The following is a 14,256-nucleotide window of genomic DNA, read 5'->3' as shown; positions in this document are numbered from 1 at the left end:
CCAAAATATCTCAATAAAATCAGTGAGTTAAGACTGCCGCAGCGCCCTTGGTGCGCCGCCTCTCAAAGTCGGAAACTCACCACGCTCGCGGCGGCACAACGCGAAACCCTTGGATTTCCGCAGAAAACTCGCCGAACCAAACTCACCATGCCCTTTTGCGGTCGTGATGACCCGATGGGGGCGTCCAACTATGGGCTCGGGGGGACGTCGGTCATTAGCCAGTCGATACCGACGGATTGCGGCCGGAACAGCGGACCATGGGCGCGGGCTAAATGCTGTGTTGGCGAAGGGCAGAGGGGGCAGTAACGACCCCTTGTACGAATTCGCGTTACACAGCGAATCACCGACGCTAGATTCCTTAAAAGTTCTCCAAACCCGAGGCGGAATTTTGAACTGACCTATGACAACCGCGCGCCACATCGTTGCACTGCTGCAAAGCCATATCGACGGGGATGAAGATCGCTTCCTCTCCGTGGCGACGCAGCTTGCCGCGCATGAGGCGAGGCAAGGGCATGGGAAGCTCGCTCAGGAGCTGCGCGAACTGGTCGACGCCGCCAAGGGTAAAAGCGCGACGGTGGCGCGGCGCGGGGCCGGCCCCGTGCCAATGGCGCAGCCGAAGGGTGAACTCGCCGGGCTTCTGGAAGCCCGCTATTCCGATGTCCGGTTGTCGAGCATGGTGCTCAAGCCGGAACTTGAGGAGCGGCTTGCGCGCGTGCTTCGGGAACAGCGCCAGCAGGAGCGGCTTCGCGCGCGGGGGCTCGCGCCGCGCCGCAAGCTCCTGCTCGTCGGCCCTCCTGGCGCAGGCAAGACAATGACCGCCGCCGCCCTGGCCGGCGAGTTGAAGCTGCCCCTTTTCACGGTCCTTTACGACGGCCTGATCGGCAAGCTCATGGGCGAGACCGCCACACGGCTGAGACTTGTCTTCGACGCCGTTGCCATGCAGCGCGGTGTCTACTTCTTCGACGAGTTTGACGCGATCGGTGCGCAACGGGCCGGGCCGAACGACGTCGGGGAAATTCGCCGGGTGCTCAATTCCTTCCTCCAGTTTCTCGAAAATGACGATGGCCCGAGCCTCATCGTTGCCGCGACCAATCACCCCGAATTGCTCGACAAGGCGCTCTATCGACGGTTCGACGATGTCATCAGCTACGATCTTCCTGATCCCTCGGTTGTGCAGGGCATCCTCGAAGCCCGGCTCGCGACCTTCGATCTCAAGCCGATCGAATGGGCGCCTGTTCTCGAATCCGCCGCCCATCTCTCCCAAGCCGAAGTCGCCAGAGCTGCCGACGAGGCGGCAAAAGTCGCGGTGCTGGATGGCCACGATGGCGTGACGACCGCGACGCTGCTGACCGCTCTGACGGAGCGGCGCGCGGCCATCCTCTAAGCAACGAGGCCCGATGGCTGTACCTCCCCGCGACCGCCCCCATTTCCACGTCGAAGGCGGCGGCCAAAGCGAGGCGTACACGTCACCCCGCCTGGTCATCAGCGGCCTCCCTCCGGCGCGGGCGCGTGCCGCGCACGCTGCACGGTTGGAACAGGCAATCGGAACGGCGCTCGCCGCCGGCCGCCAACGGCTCGCAGAGCGGGAAGACGGCGTCGCCGAGGGCAAGCCAGGCTTCTATCTGGAGTTCGATATCCCCGTAGCCGAGCGCGCCGCAGTCGAAGCCTTGGAGAATAAGCCCAAGGCTATCGAGCTGGTAGCGGTTCGACCTACGGCGGAGGGCGACGAGATGGTCTCGGCCACTGTATTCGTTCCGGAAGCTGCTGCCGATTTCTTCGTCAAGAAGATCGAAGCCTATCGCGATGAGGAGACGCGCACCGGCAAGCCCAAGAACGAGGCCCTGATCGCTCGGATCGACGATATCAGGGTCGCGGTCGCACGCTCGCTATTTACCGATGAAGCGCAGCACTTTCCCGCCGACGGCCGTCAGGTGTGGTGGGAAGTCTGGCTTCGGGATGGCGGTCTCGCGATCTTCCAGTCTGTCGCCGCCAAGCTCGATGTCGCGATCAAGGAGCACGTCATCAGCTTTCCCGAGCGCGATGTCGCGTTGGCGCTCGCCGATGAAGCGACGATGGATCGGCTGATACGCAATTCCGACGCCGTGGCTGAACTGCGTCTCGCCAAGGACACTCCATCCCTCTTTCTCGAAATGCGCACGGTCGATCAGGCCGCTTGGGCGAACGACTTGGCTGATCGGATCGCACCGCCGCCCCCCTTGGCACCGGCAGTCTGCATACTGGACAGCGGAGCGACCCAGGCCCACCCCCTGCTCGCGCCGGGCCTCGATCCTGCCGATCAGCATAGCTACGACGGTGACTGGGGCGTCGGCGACAGCGCCTTCTGGAATGGTCACGGCACGTCGATGGCTGGCGTCGCGCTTTATGGCGATCTCGAAGCGGCGCTTTCCCACGGCGAGCCGGTCGCACTTGGTCATCGCCTCGAAACGGTGAAGATCCTGCCGCCAACCGGGCAGAACGAGCCGCGACTTTACGGAGCGATCACGGCCACCGGTATCGCTCGTGCCGAAGACCATGCTCCCCGTCGCCGGCGCGTGTTCTGCATGGCCGTGACCAGCGACGTCGGCTTGCGCCGGGGCCGGCCGTCCTCCTGGTCCTCGTCAATGGATCAGCTCTGCTATGGCGGCGGTGACAGGCGACGCCTGATGGTCCTAGCGGCGGGCAATCTTCGCGGCGACATCAATCCGGCCGACTATCCTGACCGCAACGACCTCGAAGAGGTCGAAAGCCCGGCGCAGGCTTGGAATCCGCTCGTCGTCGGGGCCAGCACCGACAAGATCACGATCACCCATCCCGACTATGACGGATGGACGCCCGTCGCCCCGGCCGGCGACCTCTCGCCGGCAAGCCGAACGTCGGCCATCTGGGATCGGCAATGGCCGATCCGTCCGGATGTCGTGTTCGAGGGCGGCAACTTCGCGCATGACGGTGCCAACCCGGCCTCGGCGATCGACGACCTCCAACTCCTCACGACCCACTATCGTCCCAACATGCGCCTGTTCGAAGCGTTCGGCGACACTAGCGGCGCTGCCGCGCTCGGCGCGAACCTCGCCGCCGGCGTTATCGCAGCCCGTCCGACACTCTGGCCGGAAACGGTGCGCGCGCTCATTGTCCATTCCGCCGAATGGACGCCGGCGATGCGCCAGCGCTTCGACGCGGCCGGCTCGCAAGCTCAGAAGCTGGCCATGCTACGCCGCTACGGCTGGGGCGTGCCTGACCTTGGCCGGGCGCTGATGAGCGCGTCCAACGACGCGACTTTGATGGTCGAGGACGCCCTGTTGCCATTCCGCAAGGACGGCTCGACGATCAAAACACGCGATATGAATCTGCATCGACTGCCCTGGCCGCGCGCCGAACTGGCTGCGCTTGGCGATCTCGATGTGGAACTGCGGATCACCCTGTCCTATTTCGTTGAGCCCAATCCCGGTGAACGGGGCTGGACGCGGCGCCACCGCTACGCTTCGCACAATCTCCGCTTTGCGGTGAAGCGGTCGCTCGAAGGCTTGGAAGCGTTCCGGCAGCGGATCAACAAGGCGGCTCAGGACGAAGAGGCTGGCGCTGTCGGCGCTGCCGCGGGCGGTGACTCCTGGGTTCTGGGTACGATCCGTGACCGCGGTTCGATCCATAGCGACATTTGGCGTGGCAGCGCGGCCGCCCTCGCCGAGCGCGACGCGATCGGAGTCTTCCCCGTCAGCGGATGGTGGAAGGAGAAGCCTTCGCTCCAGCGCTGGGATCGTTCCGCCCGCTACGCATTGTGTGTGTCGATCCGCGCGCCCGAGGCCGACATCGACCTCTATACCGCCATCGCCAATCAGATCGCGGTCCCGATCCCGGCGGCTTAGCGGTCAGTCGAGCCAAGCGGCATAAGCGCCCACGTCGATCATCGGGACGGTCGCGCTCGCCTGAAGGCGGGAGATGAGGTCGAGCAGGAACCGCGTCGCCGCTCGCACGCCGACCTGCGCCTGCGAGCAACCGTCCGTGTCGCAGCCGAACACTCCGTGCGCTGCGACGCATCCGATATCGAGGCGGTGCTGCCCATCGAGCGCTGCGAGCGCATCGGTCAGCGGCTGGCCGAGCGGTGGATTCCATTCGCTCTCGAACGTGAGCAGTCCGCCGATAATGGCCGGCAATGGTCGCGGATCGTAGATGCCGCCCGCGTGCGGTATCGGCAGGCTCGTCCGATGGAGTGCGCGAACGCTGGCCACCTTGTCCGCCGCATAGGCGACATGCTGCGCATTGATCGCCTGCTTGGTCTCGAACACAGCATAGACGCTCTCTGCCGGTACGATGAACTGATCTTTGAAATTGAAGATAAAGGGCGAATATTGGCGATCGAAGATGACGATATCGATCTGGTGGCTGAAGGCGCCCTTGCTGTCGACCACATGTGCGCCGGCAGCGCGATACCGTTCGGGCAAATAGCCCTGCAATAGCTCCAGCCACACAGCTTCGCTGGCGTCACCCTTCGTTCCGCCGTGACCGAAGCTGCCGCGCGCGATGCCCAGCTTCGCTTCGATCTCGTCGTGCAGGCTTTGCAGCAAAGTTTTGAGGGACCATTCGGTCATTGCACGAAGCCGCTCCAATTGCCGCCCAGCGCAGCTTCCGCCAACCGCCGCACCGCTTGCTTCTCCGTGCCGGTGAGATCATCCGATATGACATTGTTTCCATTGGCGGGATCGATCACCCGTGCTGCAGTGAACTTGTCCCTGAGATACTCCAGCACCGTCACGACATTCTCCGCCAAGTCAGGCGATGTCCTCCCGCTCAAGGCTGCGATCACGGTCAGCTCAAGATAGAAAGATGGGAATTCGAGCCGCTTCTGGTTGCGCCACAGTTTCAGGAGCCGCGACTCGCGCTGATGGCCCGCCATGACGACGGTGTTGATATGTGTCGTCACATTTGTCTTCGTCCAGGTATCGGCCGTGCGCCGGTAGAGGCTGTGATCCGTCGTCCAGGCGGACTGCCGCTTGCCGGGGACGAGATCGACATCGAAGCCGCCGATCGTCGCGTTGATCGACGCATTCTGCCGCTTTGGCACATAGCCGGCGCCTGCAATGGCGTTGAAGAGCGAGCCGTAAATATCCTTCAAAGTCTCGGGCGTGTCTTCGTGCAGCGAAATGAAAAGGTCGATGTCAGTGCCGCTTCGGTTGGCCGTGCCTTTGGCAAACGAGCCGCTCGGAGAAATCGACAGTAAGAAACGGTTTGCCCATTGCTGAAGCACAGGCGCGATTATTGTCTGGACCTGCCGAACAGGTGAGAACGCGCTGGTATCAACGGCCTCCCTAGCCAGAATCGCGTTTAAGTAGGCGCTGCTCATCACATATGCCTAGCGCTGCAATCTTTCTCCCGGAAGCACCGATGCAACGGCAAGAATAGGTATGGCGTCGCTTGACGGGGTCCGTCGCGGCCAATCGGCTGCAATCCCATGACGCGGGCCGCGTGCTCCTCGATTTTTCCGCCAGGATCGACTACATGGAGCCCGTATCCCCCGGTGGTCCCTGCTTTGCATACCGCCGGGGCACTTTATTTCTAGCCACAGCCTGAAGCCTTCGCAACGCGCTTCCAGCGTGCGGATCGTGCTGTTTCCGTCTTCATCCCAAACGGTTTGAGGGGGAAAGCCTTCCCCTACCGTCGAGTCCCTGACAGGTCTCGCCGGACCCCTTCGAGCGGGGACACCCCGCAACGCCCCAGATAGCACGCGGGGATCTAGGGAGCGCACACTGGCGGCTGAAGCCGCGCAGGGGTCGCGCGTTTTTATCTGCCCGCGTTTGCACACTTGCTCTGGCCGGAGGGCGCGGCGACGGCTGGCCCCCAGGCCCGCGCGCACGCCGCCGCGCCGGCCGTCCGCCGCAAGGGTGCGTCGTTTGTGGCGCCGCGAGCGGCGCGGAGCTTGGGACTCCGCCCCTGGCGCACTTCGGAACGTCTTCCGCCCAGCTTCCTCCGCTTCGCTCCGTGCAGCCGGTTCCCCGCGAAGCCGTCCCTCCGTTTGCACCCCCGGTCTCGCCGACGGGCAGGGTTTCAGCGCGGCGCTTCCGCTGCGCGGAAACCTAAGCCCAAGGAGTAAGGAAATGACCAATACCATCGAAACCGTGGCGACCGAGCAGAGCGCGCAAGACGGTCAGACCGTGTTCGTCCCCCTGAACAAGCTCAAGAAGTCCCCGAAGAACGTCCGCAAGGTGCCGCATACCGACGAGTTCATTGCAGCGCTCGCCGCGTCCGTCGCGGCCAAGGGGCTTTATCAGAACCTCGTCGTCGAGCCGGAGGTGAAGAACGGCAAGCCGACCGGCTGCTATCTCGTCACCGCTGGCGAAGGGCGCAGGCTCGCCTATCTGCTGCGCGCCAAGCGCAAGGAGATCAGGAAGAACCACCTTGTCCGCTGCTGGCTCGACACCGAGAACGATCCGGCCGAGGTGAGCTTGGATGAGAACTACAATCGGGAGCAGCTTCATCCGGCCGATCAGTTCGAGCGCTTCCACGAGCTTTCCCGCGACAAGGGATGGGGCGCGGAGGAAATCGGCGCGCGGTTCGGCGTGTCGCCCGAGATCGTCAAGCGGCGGCTGCGGCTCGGCGCGGTCAGCCCGAAGCTGATGGACGTCTATCGGCAGGACGGGTTGACGCTCGACCAGTTGGCGGCGTTCGTCATCACCGACGACCATGCCCGTCAGGAGCAGGTTTTCGATAACCTGTCGTGGAACAAGGAGCCGTGGATCATCCGGCGCGACCTCACCGCGAGCAACGTGCCCGCGAGCGACCGGCGGGCCGTGTTCATCGGCGCCGATGCCTACGCCGAGGCCGGGGGCAATGTCATTCGCGACCTGTTCACCGAGGATGACGGCGGTTTCTTCGAGGATGCGGGCTTGCTCGACACGCTTGCCGTGGAGCGGTTGCGCGAGATCGCCGGGGAGATATTGGCCGAGGGCTGGAAATGGGCCGAGGCGAGTATCGACTATCCGCACGGTCATGGGATGCGGCGCTACTATCCGCAACCTGTTGGCCTGTCCGACGAGGACGAGGCGCGGCTGTCCGAGGCGGCGGCGGCACACGACGCCCTGATCGAAGGCTATGACTCCTACGAGGACATGCCCGAGGACGTGGCGGTGAAGGCGCAGGCGTTGAGCAACGAGATCGACGCGATCAGCGCCAAGCGCTCGGCCTACGATCCCGCCATCATCGAGCGTGGCGGCGTGTTCGTCTCCCTCGGCTCCAATGGCGAGGTGAAGATCGAGCGCGGCTATGTCCGCGCCGAGGACGAGCCGCAGCCCGAGGTTGCCACCGAGGACGAGGGCGATGACATCGCGGAGGACGGCGAAGCCGTGGAGGACGACGAGGACGCCGACGAGGAAGAAGAGGTGGACGAGGCCGACGCGGGCAAGCCCATTTCGGACAGCCTCGTTCGTGACCTCACGGCCCACCGGACGCTCGGCCTCCGTCTCGCGTTGGGCGCGCAGCCCGACATGGCGATGGTGGCCCTCACCCACGCGCTGGTGCTGGACCTGTTCTATCATGGGTTCGGCAAGTCCTGCCTCGCCATCACCGCCAAGAGCGAAGACATCGCCAGCCATGCCGAGGGCATCGCGGACAGCGGCGCGGGCGAAGCGCTCGCGGCGCGGCACGATCAATGGGGCGCGCAGCTTCCCGACGATACGGCGGACCTGTGGCCGTTTCTCGCGGCGCTGGACGGCGACAGCCGCACCGAGCTTCTGGCGCATTGCGTGTCGCTCACCGTCAATGCGGTGAAGGTGCCTTGGGAGCGTTCCACCGCCCGCATCGAGGCGGCGGACGGACTGGCCAAGGCCGTTGACCTCGACATGACCGCGACGTGGACCGCGACCGCCCGCAGCTATTTCGGGCGCGTCACCAAGGCCCATATCGGGCAGGCCGTCAGCGAGGCCGTTTCGGTCGAGGCAGCCGAGCGCATCCTGCCGATGAAGAAGGCGGACATGGCCGACGCGGCGGAGCAGCTTGTCGCCGGGACGGGCTGGCTTCCCGTCCTGTTGCGCGCGCCGGAGGGTGAACCCGAGGCGGTGGAGGCGGAGGATTTCGCAGCGGACGCGCAGCCGTCCGAAGCGGAGGCCCCCGACACCGAAGCGCAGGACGGCGCGGACGCCGTGGCGCAGCCGACCGGGATCGAGGCGGACGCCATCGCGCCGGAACCGGAGGACGAGGGTCAGCCGCATTATGCGGTTGCGGCCGAATAGGTGACGGGCCGGGACCGCGCGAGCGGTTCCGGCCTTTCCCTTCGTGAAGGCCGGATAATTCGCGGCCGCGCTCTTGTCCGGGCGCGGCCGCTCTGGCGTTCAGGAAAAATGCGCTCGCCGGGCGTGGCCCGGCTCGCGATGCGTTGGCGGCTGGCCCCGCTTCCCGCTAATCATCCGGCATGGCGATAGCATCGGACAGCGCGCGAATCGACACGGCCTCACGCACGATCCTGGCTCCGCCGCGCGACATCTTCCGGGCCATGACCGACGCCGAATCGGTGGCGTCCTGGCGGCCGCCAAAGGGGATGCACGCGCGCATCGAGTCGTTCGACGCACGCGCTGGCGGCGGCTATCGCATGGCCTTCATCTATGACGATCCCGCGCCCGGCGTGGTCGGAAAGTCCTCCGAACGGGAGGACCGCTTCGCCGGCCAGTTCGTCGAGCTGCTCCCCTACGAGCGCATCGTGGAAGATGTGGTGTTCGCTTCCGACGATCCTGCCTTCGCCGGAACGATGCGGGTGACGACGACGCTGACGCCCGTTGCCGATGGCACCCGCGTCACCATCCTCTGCGCGAACGTGCCGCCGGGTATCAGCGCCGACGACCACCAGGCCGGAATGGCATCGACGCTGCGCAACCTCGCCGCCTTCATCGAATAGCGCTGGCCGAATGGGCCAGTCCGACGGTGGCTGATCGGATGCTCCAGACGCGCTTGGGCTTCGATCCGGCGAGCGCGACCGCGCCGTTCGTCGCCACGCTGGTCGATGTCACCGGGATCGTCATTTATTACTGCGTCGTCCTGCTCATTCTCCAAAGCACGCTTCTCTGATGTGATCGGTTCGCCTTGGCGCGACATGAGGTGGCGTCAGGGATGCCGCAACGTCGTCTTCCCCGCATCTGCTCTCGGCACGCCGCCACACGGCCTCTGAAAAGGCTTGTCTGGCCGAGGTCCGCCTGCCTCCCCGCAACGGCGTCGCACGGCTTTTTTCCGCCGCCGGCCCTGCCGGCTTTGCATCGCGAAGCAAAAAAGCCGTCCGCCACCGCCAGCCACTTCGTTCCGCCCTTCGGGTGCAGGTCAGTCGTCCCCCGTCCGGTCGACAGCCATCGAGGCCGCAATGGCGTGGTCCCGAGGCAAGAAAGGACTGACGATATGATCCGCGGCATCTTCACCACCACCAATCGCGGCTACACCGGCGAAATCCGCTTCTTCGGCACGCGCGAGCAGGTCGAGCTTCGCCCGATCGACGGCAAGGACAATGACAAGGCTCCCGACTTCCGCATCGTGGCGGCCGACGACGAGCGCATCGAGTTCGGCGCCGCCTGGAAGAAGACCAGCAAGGAGCAGCGCGATTACGTCTCGTTCAAGCTGACCCTTCCCGGCGGCACGCCGGTCTATCTCCGGCTGTTCGAGAACGAGACCACTGGCGACTACGAGCTGGTGTCCGACTGATCCCACCGGCGCCCCGCCACACGGCGGGGCGCACCTTCTCCAGCCTCCGAAAAAGCGACCGGGGGCCATGCGTGATCGTATAGCCCGGCCGGCTTCCGGCGGATGGCGCTGAGAACCTCGCAGTCGACGGCTGCCGCCGTTCATTCCTCGGCGCGACGTTGCGCGCTCGCGCCCCCGAACGCCGCGAGCCGCAGGCCCGTCATGCGTCGCCGGGGCGGCGCGGTTGCTTGGGGCTCTGCCCCCAGCGCCCTTCGGAGCGGCTTCCGCCCAGCTTCCTCCACGCTTCGCGTTCCGTGCAGCCGGTTCCCCGCGAAGCCGCCCACTCCGGTTGCACCCCCGGTCTCGCCGACGGGCAGGGTTTCAGCGCGGCGCTCCGCTGCGCGGAAACCCAAGCCCACGGAAGGAAAGACCATGAGCATCCACCACCTCGCCACCCGGTTCGGCCGCAACGCCCATCAGATCAGCGGGCGCGAGCCGCTCGACAACGAGGCGCTCTATCGCCACGTCCCATCCATCTTCGCCAACGAGGCGCACGACAGCCGTTCGGAGCGCTATGTCTATGTCCCGACCATCGACATCGTGGAGGGGCTGCGCCGAGAGGGATGGTTCCCGTTCTTCGCCGTCCAGTCGGTCCCGCGTGACGGCAGCCGCCACGGCCACGCCAAGCATATGCTGCGGCTGCGCCGGGACGGAGGCATCGGCAAGCCCGAGGCCGCCGAGGTCATCATCGTCAACAGCCATGACGGGACTAGCGCCTATCAGATGTTCGCCGGGATGCTGCGGTTTGTCTGCACCAACAGCATGATCGCGGGCGAGCGGTTCGAGGAAGTCCGCGTGCCGCATAAGGGCAATATCCAGCACGACATCATCGAAGGCGTTTACACCGTGGCGGAGGACTTCCCCCGGCTGATCGACGCCAGCGAGACGATGAAGGAGGTTCGGCTTTCCGAAGATGAGCAGCGCTTGCTTGGCGAGGTCAGCCTTGTCGCCCGCTATGGCGATGATGAAAGCCCGCTTACCCCCGAGCAGATCATCGAGCCGCGCCGTCACGAGGATCGGGACAGCAGCCTGTGGACCACCTTCAACGTGATACAGGAGAACATCATTCGGGGCGGGCTGCATGGCAGCAAGCGCAATGCCGAAGGCCATATCCGTCGCAGCCGTTCGCGACCGATCAACGGCATCGACCAGAATGTGACGCTCAACCGCGCGCTCTGGACGCTGGCCGAAGGGATGCAACGCCTCAAGACAGGTTGACGCCCATTGCCGCAGGGCTGGACCGTCCGGCCCTGCGGCTTCGCTTCCTGTCGCCGGCATAACGCCGCCGACTCGGATGCCCGTATCGGCAGCGGCCGCGCGGCCCGATGGTCCGCGCGGCCGCTGGAAAAGGCGCGCTCGCCGGACGTTCGCTCGGCTCGCGTTTGTCGGTTCCCCTTATACCAAGGCGACTATAATAGTCGTTTTCATGGCGCATAGGCCCGGCCTCGTGAACGTGATCGCGTATGATCACTTCCCGCCAGGTGCGGGCCGCTCGCGCGCTTCTCAATTGGACCCAGGAGATGCTTGCCGACGAGGCCCTTGTTGCGTTGACTGCGCTCAAACGTCTCGAATCCGAGAATAACCTGCCCGTGCGCGAAGATACCCGCCATCAGGTGGTCAAGGCGCTGGAGGACGCAGGCATCGTCTTCCTTGATTCGGAACGCGGCGAAGGCGTCATGCTGGTGCGCGGCGCGGCAGAGAAATCGAGGAAGTAATGGGCGTCGATGTTCGCTTTACTATGCTCTCAGCATCGTGCCGCCATAGCGAAGACAGTGTAATTGCTTCGGTCCATTATGGTGTATAGCCTGCCAATCTGCGGGCGCAGGGAGCAATTGCTGAAAGCGAAGCGAGGCAATGGCCATAACTGCTTTCGAGGACAGCGCGCCTGATGCGCCGCACGTCACCGAGTATGACGAACGCCATCACCGCACCTACTGGCGACTGTTAGACGCGGCAGCGGAAAAAGCCGATTGGCGCGAGGCCGTGCGGATCATTTTCGGGATTGACCCGGAGAGGGAACCCGAACGCGCCCAGTTGGTCTACGACTCCCATCTTGCGCGCGCGAGATGGATGTCTGAGACCGGATATCGCCATTATCTACGTCCATCTGGCTCATAACGACCATTCTGTCAGCATCGCAAAAGCGCAGAAATCAGGCCAAATCGCTGACTTGAATCGGCTATGCGCCCACCCATTCGGCAGGGCTTCTCCATGCCCCCGCGACTGAGAAAATCTTCCAACGCGCTCCGCAGAGGGCCATGCTTGGGAGGGTCTCGATGCCGCCTGAGAAGGACTGGCGCGCGCCCCCGGACGAGGCCGGGGACGACGCGCTGCAATATTCGGATATCGCCATCGGCTATCTCAGCCGCAACGTGCGCTATCGCTCCGACTACCGCCGTGCGCTCGGCCGCGTGAAACGCGGCACGATCTCCGCCGACAATGCGACCGCCAACCTCGTGCAGCGCTGGGGCATCAGCTACCACGCCGCCCCCGGCTCGGCCTTCGACCGCAAGCTGGCGGTCGCGCGCCCAGACCTGTCGCCGGCCAGCATCGTCCTCGCGCCCGCGCTTGCCGGAATCGGCGCGCAACCTCTCGACATGCGAGCGCTCGGCGACGTTCGCGCGCGGATCAGGATGGGCGACTTCCTTCATATCATCCTCGCCGATCCCGATGGCGACGAGCATCTTTGCATGTGCGGTCCGTGTCACGGACCGATGGCCGTGATGCTGCCGATCGGACCTAACCCCTTCGCACGCCTCGCGTCGGTCGAGCGCCTGTGCCGCCGCCTCAACGGCATGGCGGCCGGCCCGCCAGCGTGGCGCCCGCCGCCCTTCCGGCGCCTGCACCTCGTCACCTTGCTGCAAGTGCTCGACGGCCACCAGGCAGGCGCCACTCAACGCGAGCTGGCCGCCTCGCTGATCCATCGCAGGGTCCGCCGCTACAGCGCCGCCGAATGGGTTGAAAGCAAGGAGCGCAAGCGCGTCCGCCGCTGGCTGGCCGAAGCCGTCGAGCTGCGGGACGGCGGCTATCTCCGCCTGCTGCGCGGCGGCTGACAGGGGACATTGCCGCTCCCCTCGGCGCTGTCCCTTCTCCGCGCCGGGGTCATTTCGCCAGGATCACCTCCTGTCCGCCGGACCCCTTTTTCGGGGCCGGCCATCATCAGGAGGATCATCATGGCCGAGCCTGTCGCCGCCACAACGCCACGCTATCTCAAGACGCCCGACGCGGCGATCCATCTCGGTCTCTCGGCCCGCACGCTGGAGAAGCACCGCTGCTACGGCACCGGCCCGGTGTTCCGCAGGCTCGGCGGCCGGATCGTCTATGCGATCGACGACCTCGACTCCTGGGCCGCGCTCGGCACCCGCCGCTCGACCTCCGATCCGGGCAACGGCGTCGTCTATCCCGCCAAGCGCCTCCCCACCGATTGCGTGCGCCGCTGAGCGCCGATGCCCACTGCACGCTCCCTCTCCGGCCGGTCCAGCGCCGAGCGCACGCAGCTTGAGCTGTTCCGCTCGGTCCCCGGCGACCTTGCGGCCCGCGACGCGCAGGACTTGATGGCCTGGCCGTTCTTCAGCCTCGCCAAATCCCGCCGCACCGCGCCCATCGACTTCCGCATGGGCGCGACGTGGATCTCGGTCGAGGCCGTGCCCGAGCATGGCATGGCGACTATTTGGGACGCCGACGTGCTGATATGGGCGGCGAGCCAGCTCATCGAGGCGCGCGACGCCGGACGGCCGACCTCGCGCCTTATGGTGACGACGCCGCACGAGATACTGGCGTTCACCCGGCGCGGCACCGGCAAGGCGAGCTACGAGCGGCTGAAGGCCGCGCTCGACCGCCTGCAATCCACCACCGTCGCCACCTCGATCCGGCAGCAGCACCAGCGCCGCCGCCATCGTTTCTCGTGGATCAACGAATGGCGCGAGCTGGCGGACGGCAACGGCCGTGCGCTCGGGATCGAGCTGATCCTGCCCGATTGGTTCTATGCCGGCGTGCTCGACCGCGCGCTCGTGCTGACCATCGACCGCGCCTATTTCGACCTGACGGGCGGCCTCGAACGCTGGCTCTACCGCATCGTGCGCAAGCATGGCGGACGGCAGAGCGGCGGCTGGAGCTTCGACGTTCCGCACCTTTACCTCAAATCCGGCGTGCTCTCGCCGCTGCGCCGGTTCGCGTTCGAGCTGCGCGCCATCGTCGCGCGCCAGCCGCTCCCCGGCTACGTCCTCACGCTCGAACATGCGCTCGGCCGCGACCGGCTGAACTTCGCTCCCGTCCCCGTCGATCCGTTCGACGCCGCCATGCGCCGCGTCGGCCTCAAGCCTGTGGAGAACTGGCCATGAGGTTCGGACTATCGGGAACAGCCGGATTCGGACGATCAAGAACGCCGGACACGGACTTTCGAGAACGCGCGGGCCTCGCAAACCCGCAGAAATCCTCGCGGAATCGCACCACTTCTAACGGTGCTAATAGAAAAGAATCCTTCGGATTCTTGCTAACGGCGCGCGCGGCTGTGGACAGCGCGGCCTTGCTCGCCGGCTCGACGCTCGCGCA

The 14,256-nt window shown here is 65.5% G+C and carries 14 protein-coding genes; 12 read left to right on the top strand and 2 right to left on the bottom strand.

The annotated features are described in order from the left end of the window. Nucleotides 1–400: 400 nt before the first annotated feature. A complete protein-coding gene (locus KNJ79_RS20425) occupies nucleotides 401–1,384 on the top strand; it encodes an AAA family ATPase (RefSeq protein WP_317152353.1) in 984 nt (327 codons plus the stop codon). Between the two features lie 13 nt (nucleotides 1,385–1,397). Then, the gene (locus KNJ79_RS20420) at nucleotides 1,398–3,860 is read left to right on the top strand and encodes a S8 family peptidase (protein WP_026109029.1); all 2,463 of its coding nucleotides are present in this window, start codon (nucleotides 1,398–1,400) and stop codon (nucleotides 3,858–3,860) included. A 3-nt stretch (nucleotides 3,861–3,863) separates the two neighbouring features. Here KNJ79_RS20420 and KNJ79_RS20415 read toward each other — a convergent pair whose 3' ends face one another. Together KNJ79_RS20415 and KNJ79_RS20410 are read right to left on the bottom strand one after the other, a co-directional pair. Next, entirely contained in the window at nucleotides 3,864–4,583 is a 720-nt protein-coding gene (locus KNJ79_RS20415; protein WP_017500488.1) for a DUF6602 domain-containing protein, read from the bottom strand. Beyond that, nucleotides 4,580–5,335, bottom strand: a complete 756-nt coding sequence (locus tag KNJ79_RS20410; RefSeq protein WP_026109030.1) for a nucleotidyltransferase domain-containing protein — start codon at nucleotides 5,333–5,335, stop codon at nucleotides 4,580–4,582. Before KNJ79_RS20410 ends, KNJ79_RS20415 begins: the two co-directional genes overlap by 4 nt. 751 nt (nucleotides 5,336–6,086) lie before the next feature. On the opposite strand from KNJ79_RS20410, the gene KNJ79_RS20405 reads away from it, so the two are divergent. From KNJ79_RS20405 to KNJ79_RS20360, 10 genes are all read left to right on the top strand, one after another. Continuing rightward, nucleotides 6,087–8,216 carry a ParB/RepB/Spo0J family partition protein gene (locus tag KNJ79_RS20405; protein WP_043090875.1) on the top strand — a complete coding sequence of 710 codons (2,130 nt, stop codon included), beginning with the start codon at nucleotides 6,087–6,089 and terminating at the stop codon, nucleotides 8,214–8,216. 260 nt (nucleotides 8,217–8,476) lie between these two features. After that, the gene (locus KNJ79_RS20400; protein WP_202965490.1) at nucleotides 8,477–8,875 is read left to right on the top strand and encodes an SRPBCC domain-containing protein; all 399 of its coding nucleotides are present in this window, start codon (nucleotides 8,477–8,479) and stop codon (nucleotides 8,873–8,875) included. Between the two features lie 26 nt (nucleotides 8,876–8,901). After that, nucleotides 8,902–9,045, top strand: coding sequence for a magnesium transporter (locus KNJ79_RS20395; RefSeq protein WP_156440760.1), 144 nt, complete (start codon nucleotides 8,902–8,904; stop codon nucleotides 9,043–9,045). Nucleotides 9,046–9,366: 321 nt separating this feature from the next. Continuing rightward, entirely contained in the window at nucleotides 9,367–9,666 is a 300-nt protein-coding gene (locus tag KNJ79_RS20390) for a DUF736 domain-containing protein (protein ID WP_017502721.1), read from the top strand. Nucleotides 9,667–10,077: 411 nt separating this feature from the next. Next, complete coding sequence (locus KNJ79_RS20385; RefSeq protein ID WP_017502719.1) at nucleotides 10,078–10,923, top strand: DUF932 domain-containing protein; 846 nt, start codon at nucleotides 10,078–10,080, stop codon at nucleotides 10,921–10,923. Between the two features lie 245 nt (nucleotides 10,924–11,168). Next, a complete protein-coding gene (locus KNJ79_RS20380) occupies nucleotides 11,169–11,420 on the top strand; it encodes a helix-turn-helix domain-containing protein (protein WP_017502718.1) in 252 nt (83 codons plus the stop codon). A 139-nt stretch (nucleotides 11,421–11,559) separates the two neighbouring features. Continuing rightward, entirely contained in the window at nucleotides 11,560–11,823 is a 264-nt protein-coding gene (locus KNJ79_RS20375; RefSeq protein WP_017502717.1) for a hypothetical protein, read from the top strand. A 158-nt stretch (nucleotides 11,824–11,981) separates the two neighbouring features. Continuing rightward, nucleotides 11,982–12,758: a DUF2285 domain-containing protein gene (locus tag KNJ79_RS20370; protein ID WP_017502716.1), complete on the top strand. Its 777-nt coding sequence runs from the start codon at nucleotides 11,982–11,984 to the stop codon at nucleotides 12,756–12,758. Nucleotides 12,759–12,878: 120 nt separating this feature from the next. Further along, nucleotides 12,879–13,145, top strand: coding sequence for a helix-turn-helix transcriptional regulator (locus tag KNJ79_RS20365; RefSeq protein ID WP_017502715.1), 267 nt, complete (start codon nucleotides 12,879–12,881; stop codon nucleotides 13,143–13,145). Between the two features lie 6 nt (nucleotides 13,146–13,151). Next, a complete protein-coding gene (locus tag KNJ79_RS20360; protein WP_017502714.1) occupies nucleotides 13,152–14,045 on the top strand; it encodes a replication initiator protein A in 894 nt (297 codons plus the stop codon). The last annotated feature ends 211 nt before the right edge of the window (nucleotides 14,046–14,256 follow it).

It is taken from the genome of Sphingopyxis indica (genome assembly GCF_032879645.1).
Taxonomy (GTDB): domain Bacteria; phylum Pseudomonadota; class Alphaproteobacteria; order Sphingomonadales; family Sphingomonadaceae; genus Sphingopyxis; species Sphingopyxis indica.
This window is presented reverse-complemented; position numbering and strand designations above follow the sequence as displayed.

Excerpts from the sequence above, each read along its gene's own strand:
- KNJ79_RS20420 (WP_026109029.1), top strand. The coding sequence starts at position 1,398 with ATGGCTGTACCTCCCCGCGACCGCCCCCATTTCCACGTCGAAGGCGGC.
- KNJ79_RS20410 (WP_026109030.1), bottom strand. The coding sequence starts at position 5,335 with ATGAGCAGCGCCTACTTAAACGCGATTCTGGCTAGGGAGGCCGTTGAT.
- KNJ79_RS20425 (WP_317152353.1), top strand. The coding sequence starts at position 401 with ATGACAACCGCGCGCCACATCGTTGCACTGCTGCAAAGCCATATCGAC.
- KNJ79_RS20375 (WP_017502717.1), top strand. The coding sequence starts at position 11,560 with ATGGCCATAACTGCTTTCGAGGACAGCGCGCCTGATGCGCCGCACGTC.
- KNJ79_RS20385 (WP_017502719.1), top strand. The coding sequence starts at position 10,078 with ATGAGCATCCACCACCTCGCCACCCGGTTCGGCCGCAACGCCCATCAG.
- KNJ79_RS20380 (WP_017502718.1), top strand. The coding sequence starts at position 11,169 with ATGATCACTTCCCGCCAGGTGCGGGCCGCTCGCGCGCTTCTCAATTGG.
- KNJ79_RS20360 (WP_017502714.1), top strand. The coding sequence starts at position 13,152 with ATGCCCACTGCACGCTCCCTCTCCGGCCGGTCCAGCGCCGAGCGCACG.
- KNJ79_RS20400 (WP_202965490.1), top strand. The coding sequence starts at position 8,477 with ATGACCGACGCCGAATCGGTGGCGTCCTGGCGGCCGCCAAAGGGGATG.
- KNJ79_RS20370 (WP_017502716.1), top strand. The coding sequence starts at position 11,982 with ATGCCGCCTGAGAAGGACTGGCGCGCGCCCCCGGACGAGGCCGGGGAC.
- KNJ79_RS20365 (WP_017502715.1), top strand. The coding sequence starts at position 12,879 with ATGGCCGAGCCTGTCGCCGCCACAACGCCACGCTATCTCAAGACGCCC.
- KNJ79_RS20415 (WP_017500488.1), bottom strand. The coding sequence starts at position 4,583 with ATGACCGAATGGTCCCTCAAAACTTTGCTGCAAAGCCTGCACGACGAG.
- KNJ79_RS20405 (WP_043090875.1), top strand. The coding sequence starts at position 6,087 with ATGACCAATACCATCGAAACCGTGGCGACCGAGCAGAGCGCGCAAGAC.
- KNJ79_RS20390 (WP_017502721.1), top strand. The coding sequence starts at position 9,367 with ATGATCCGCGGCATCTTCACCACCACCAATCGCGGCTACACCGGCGAA.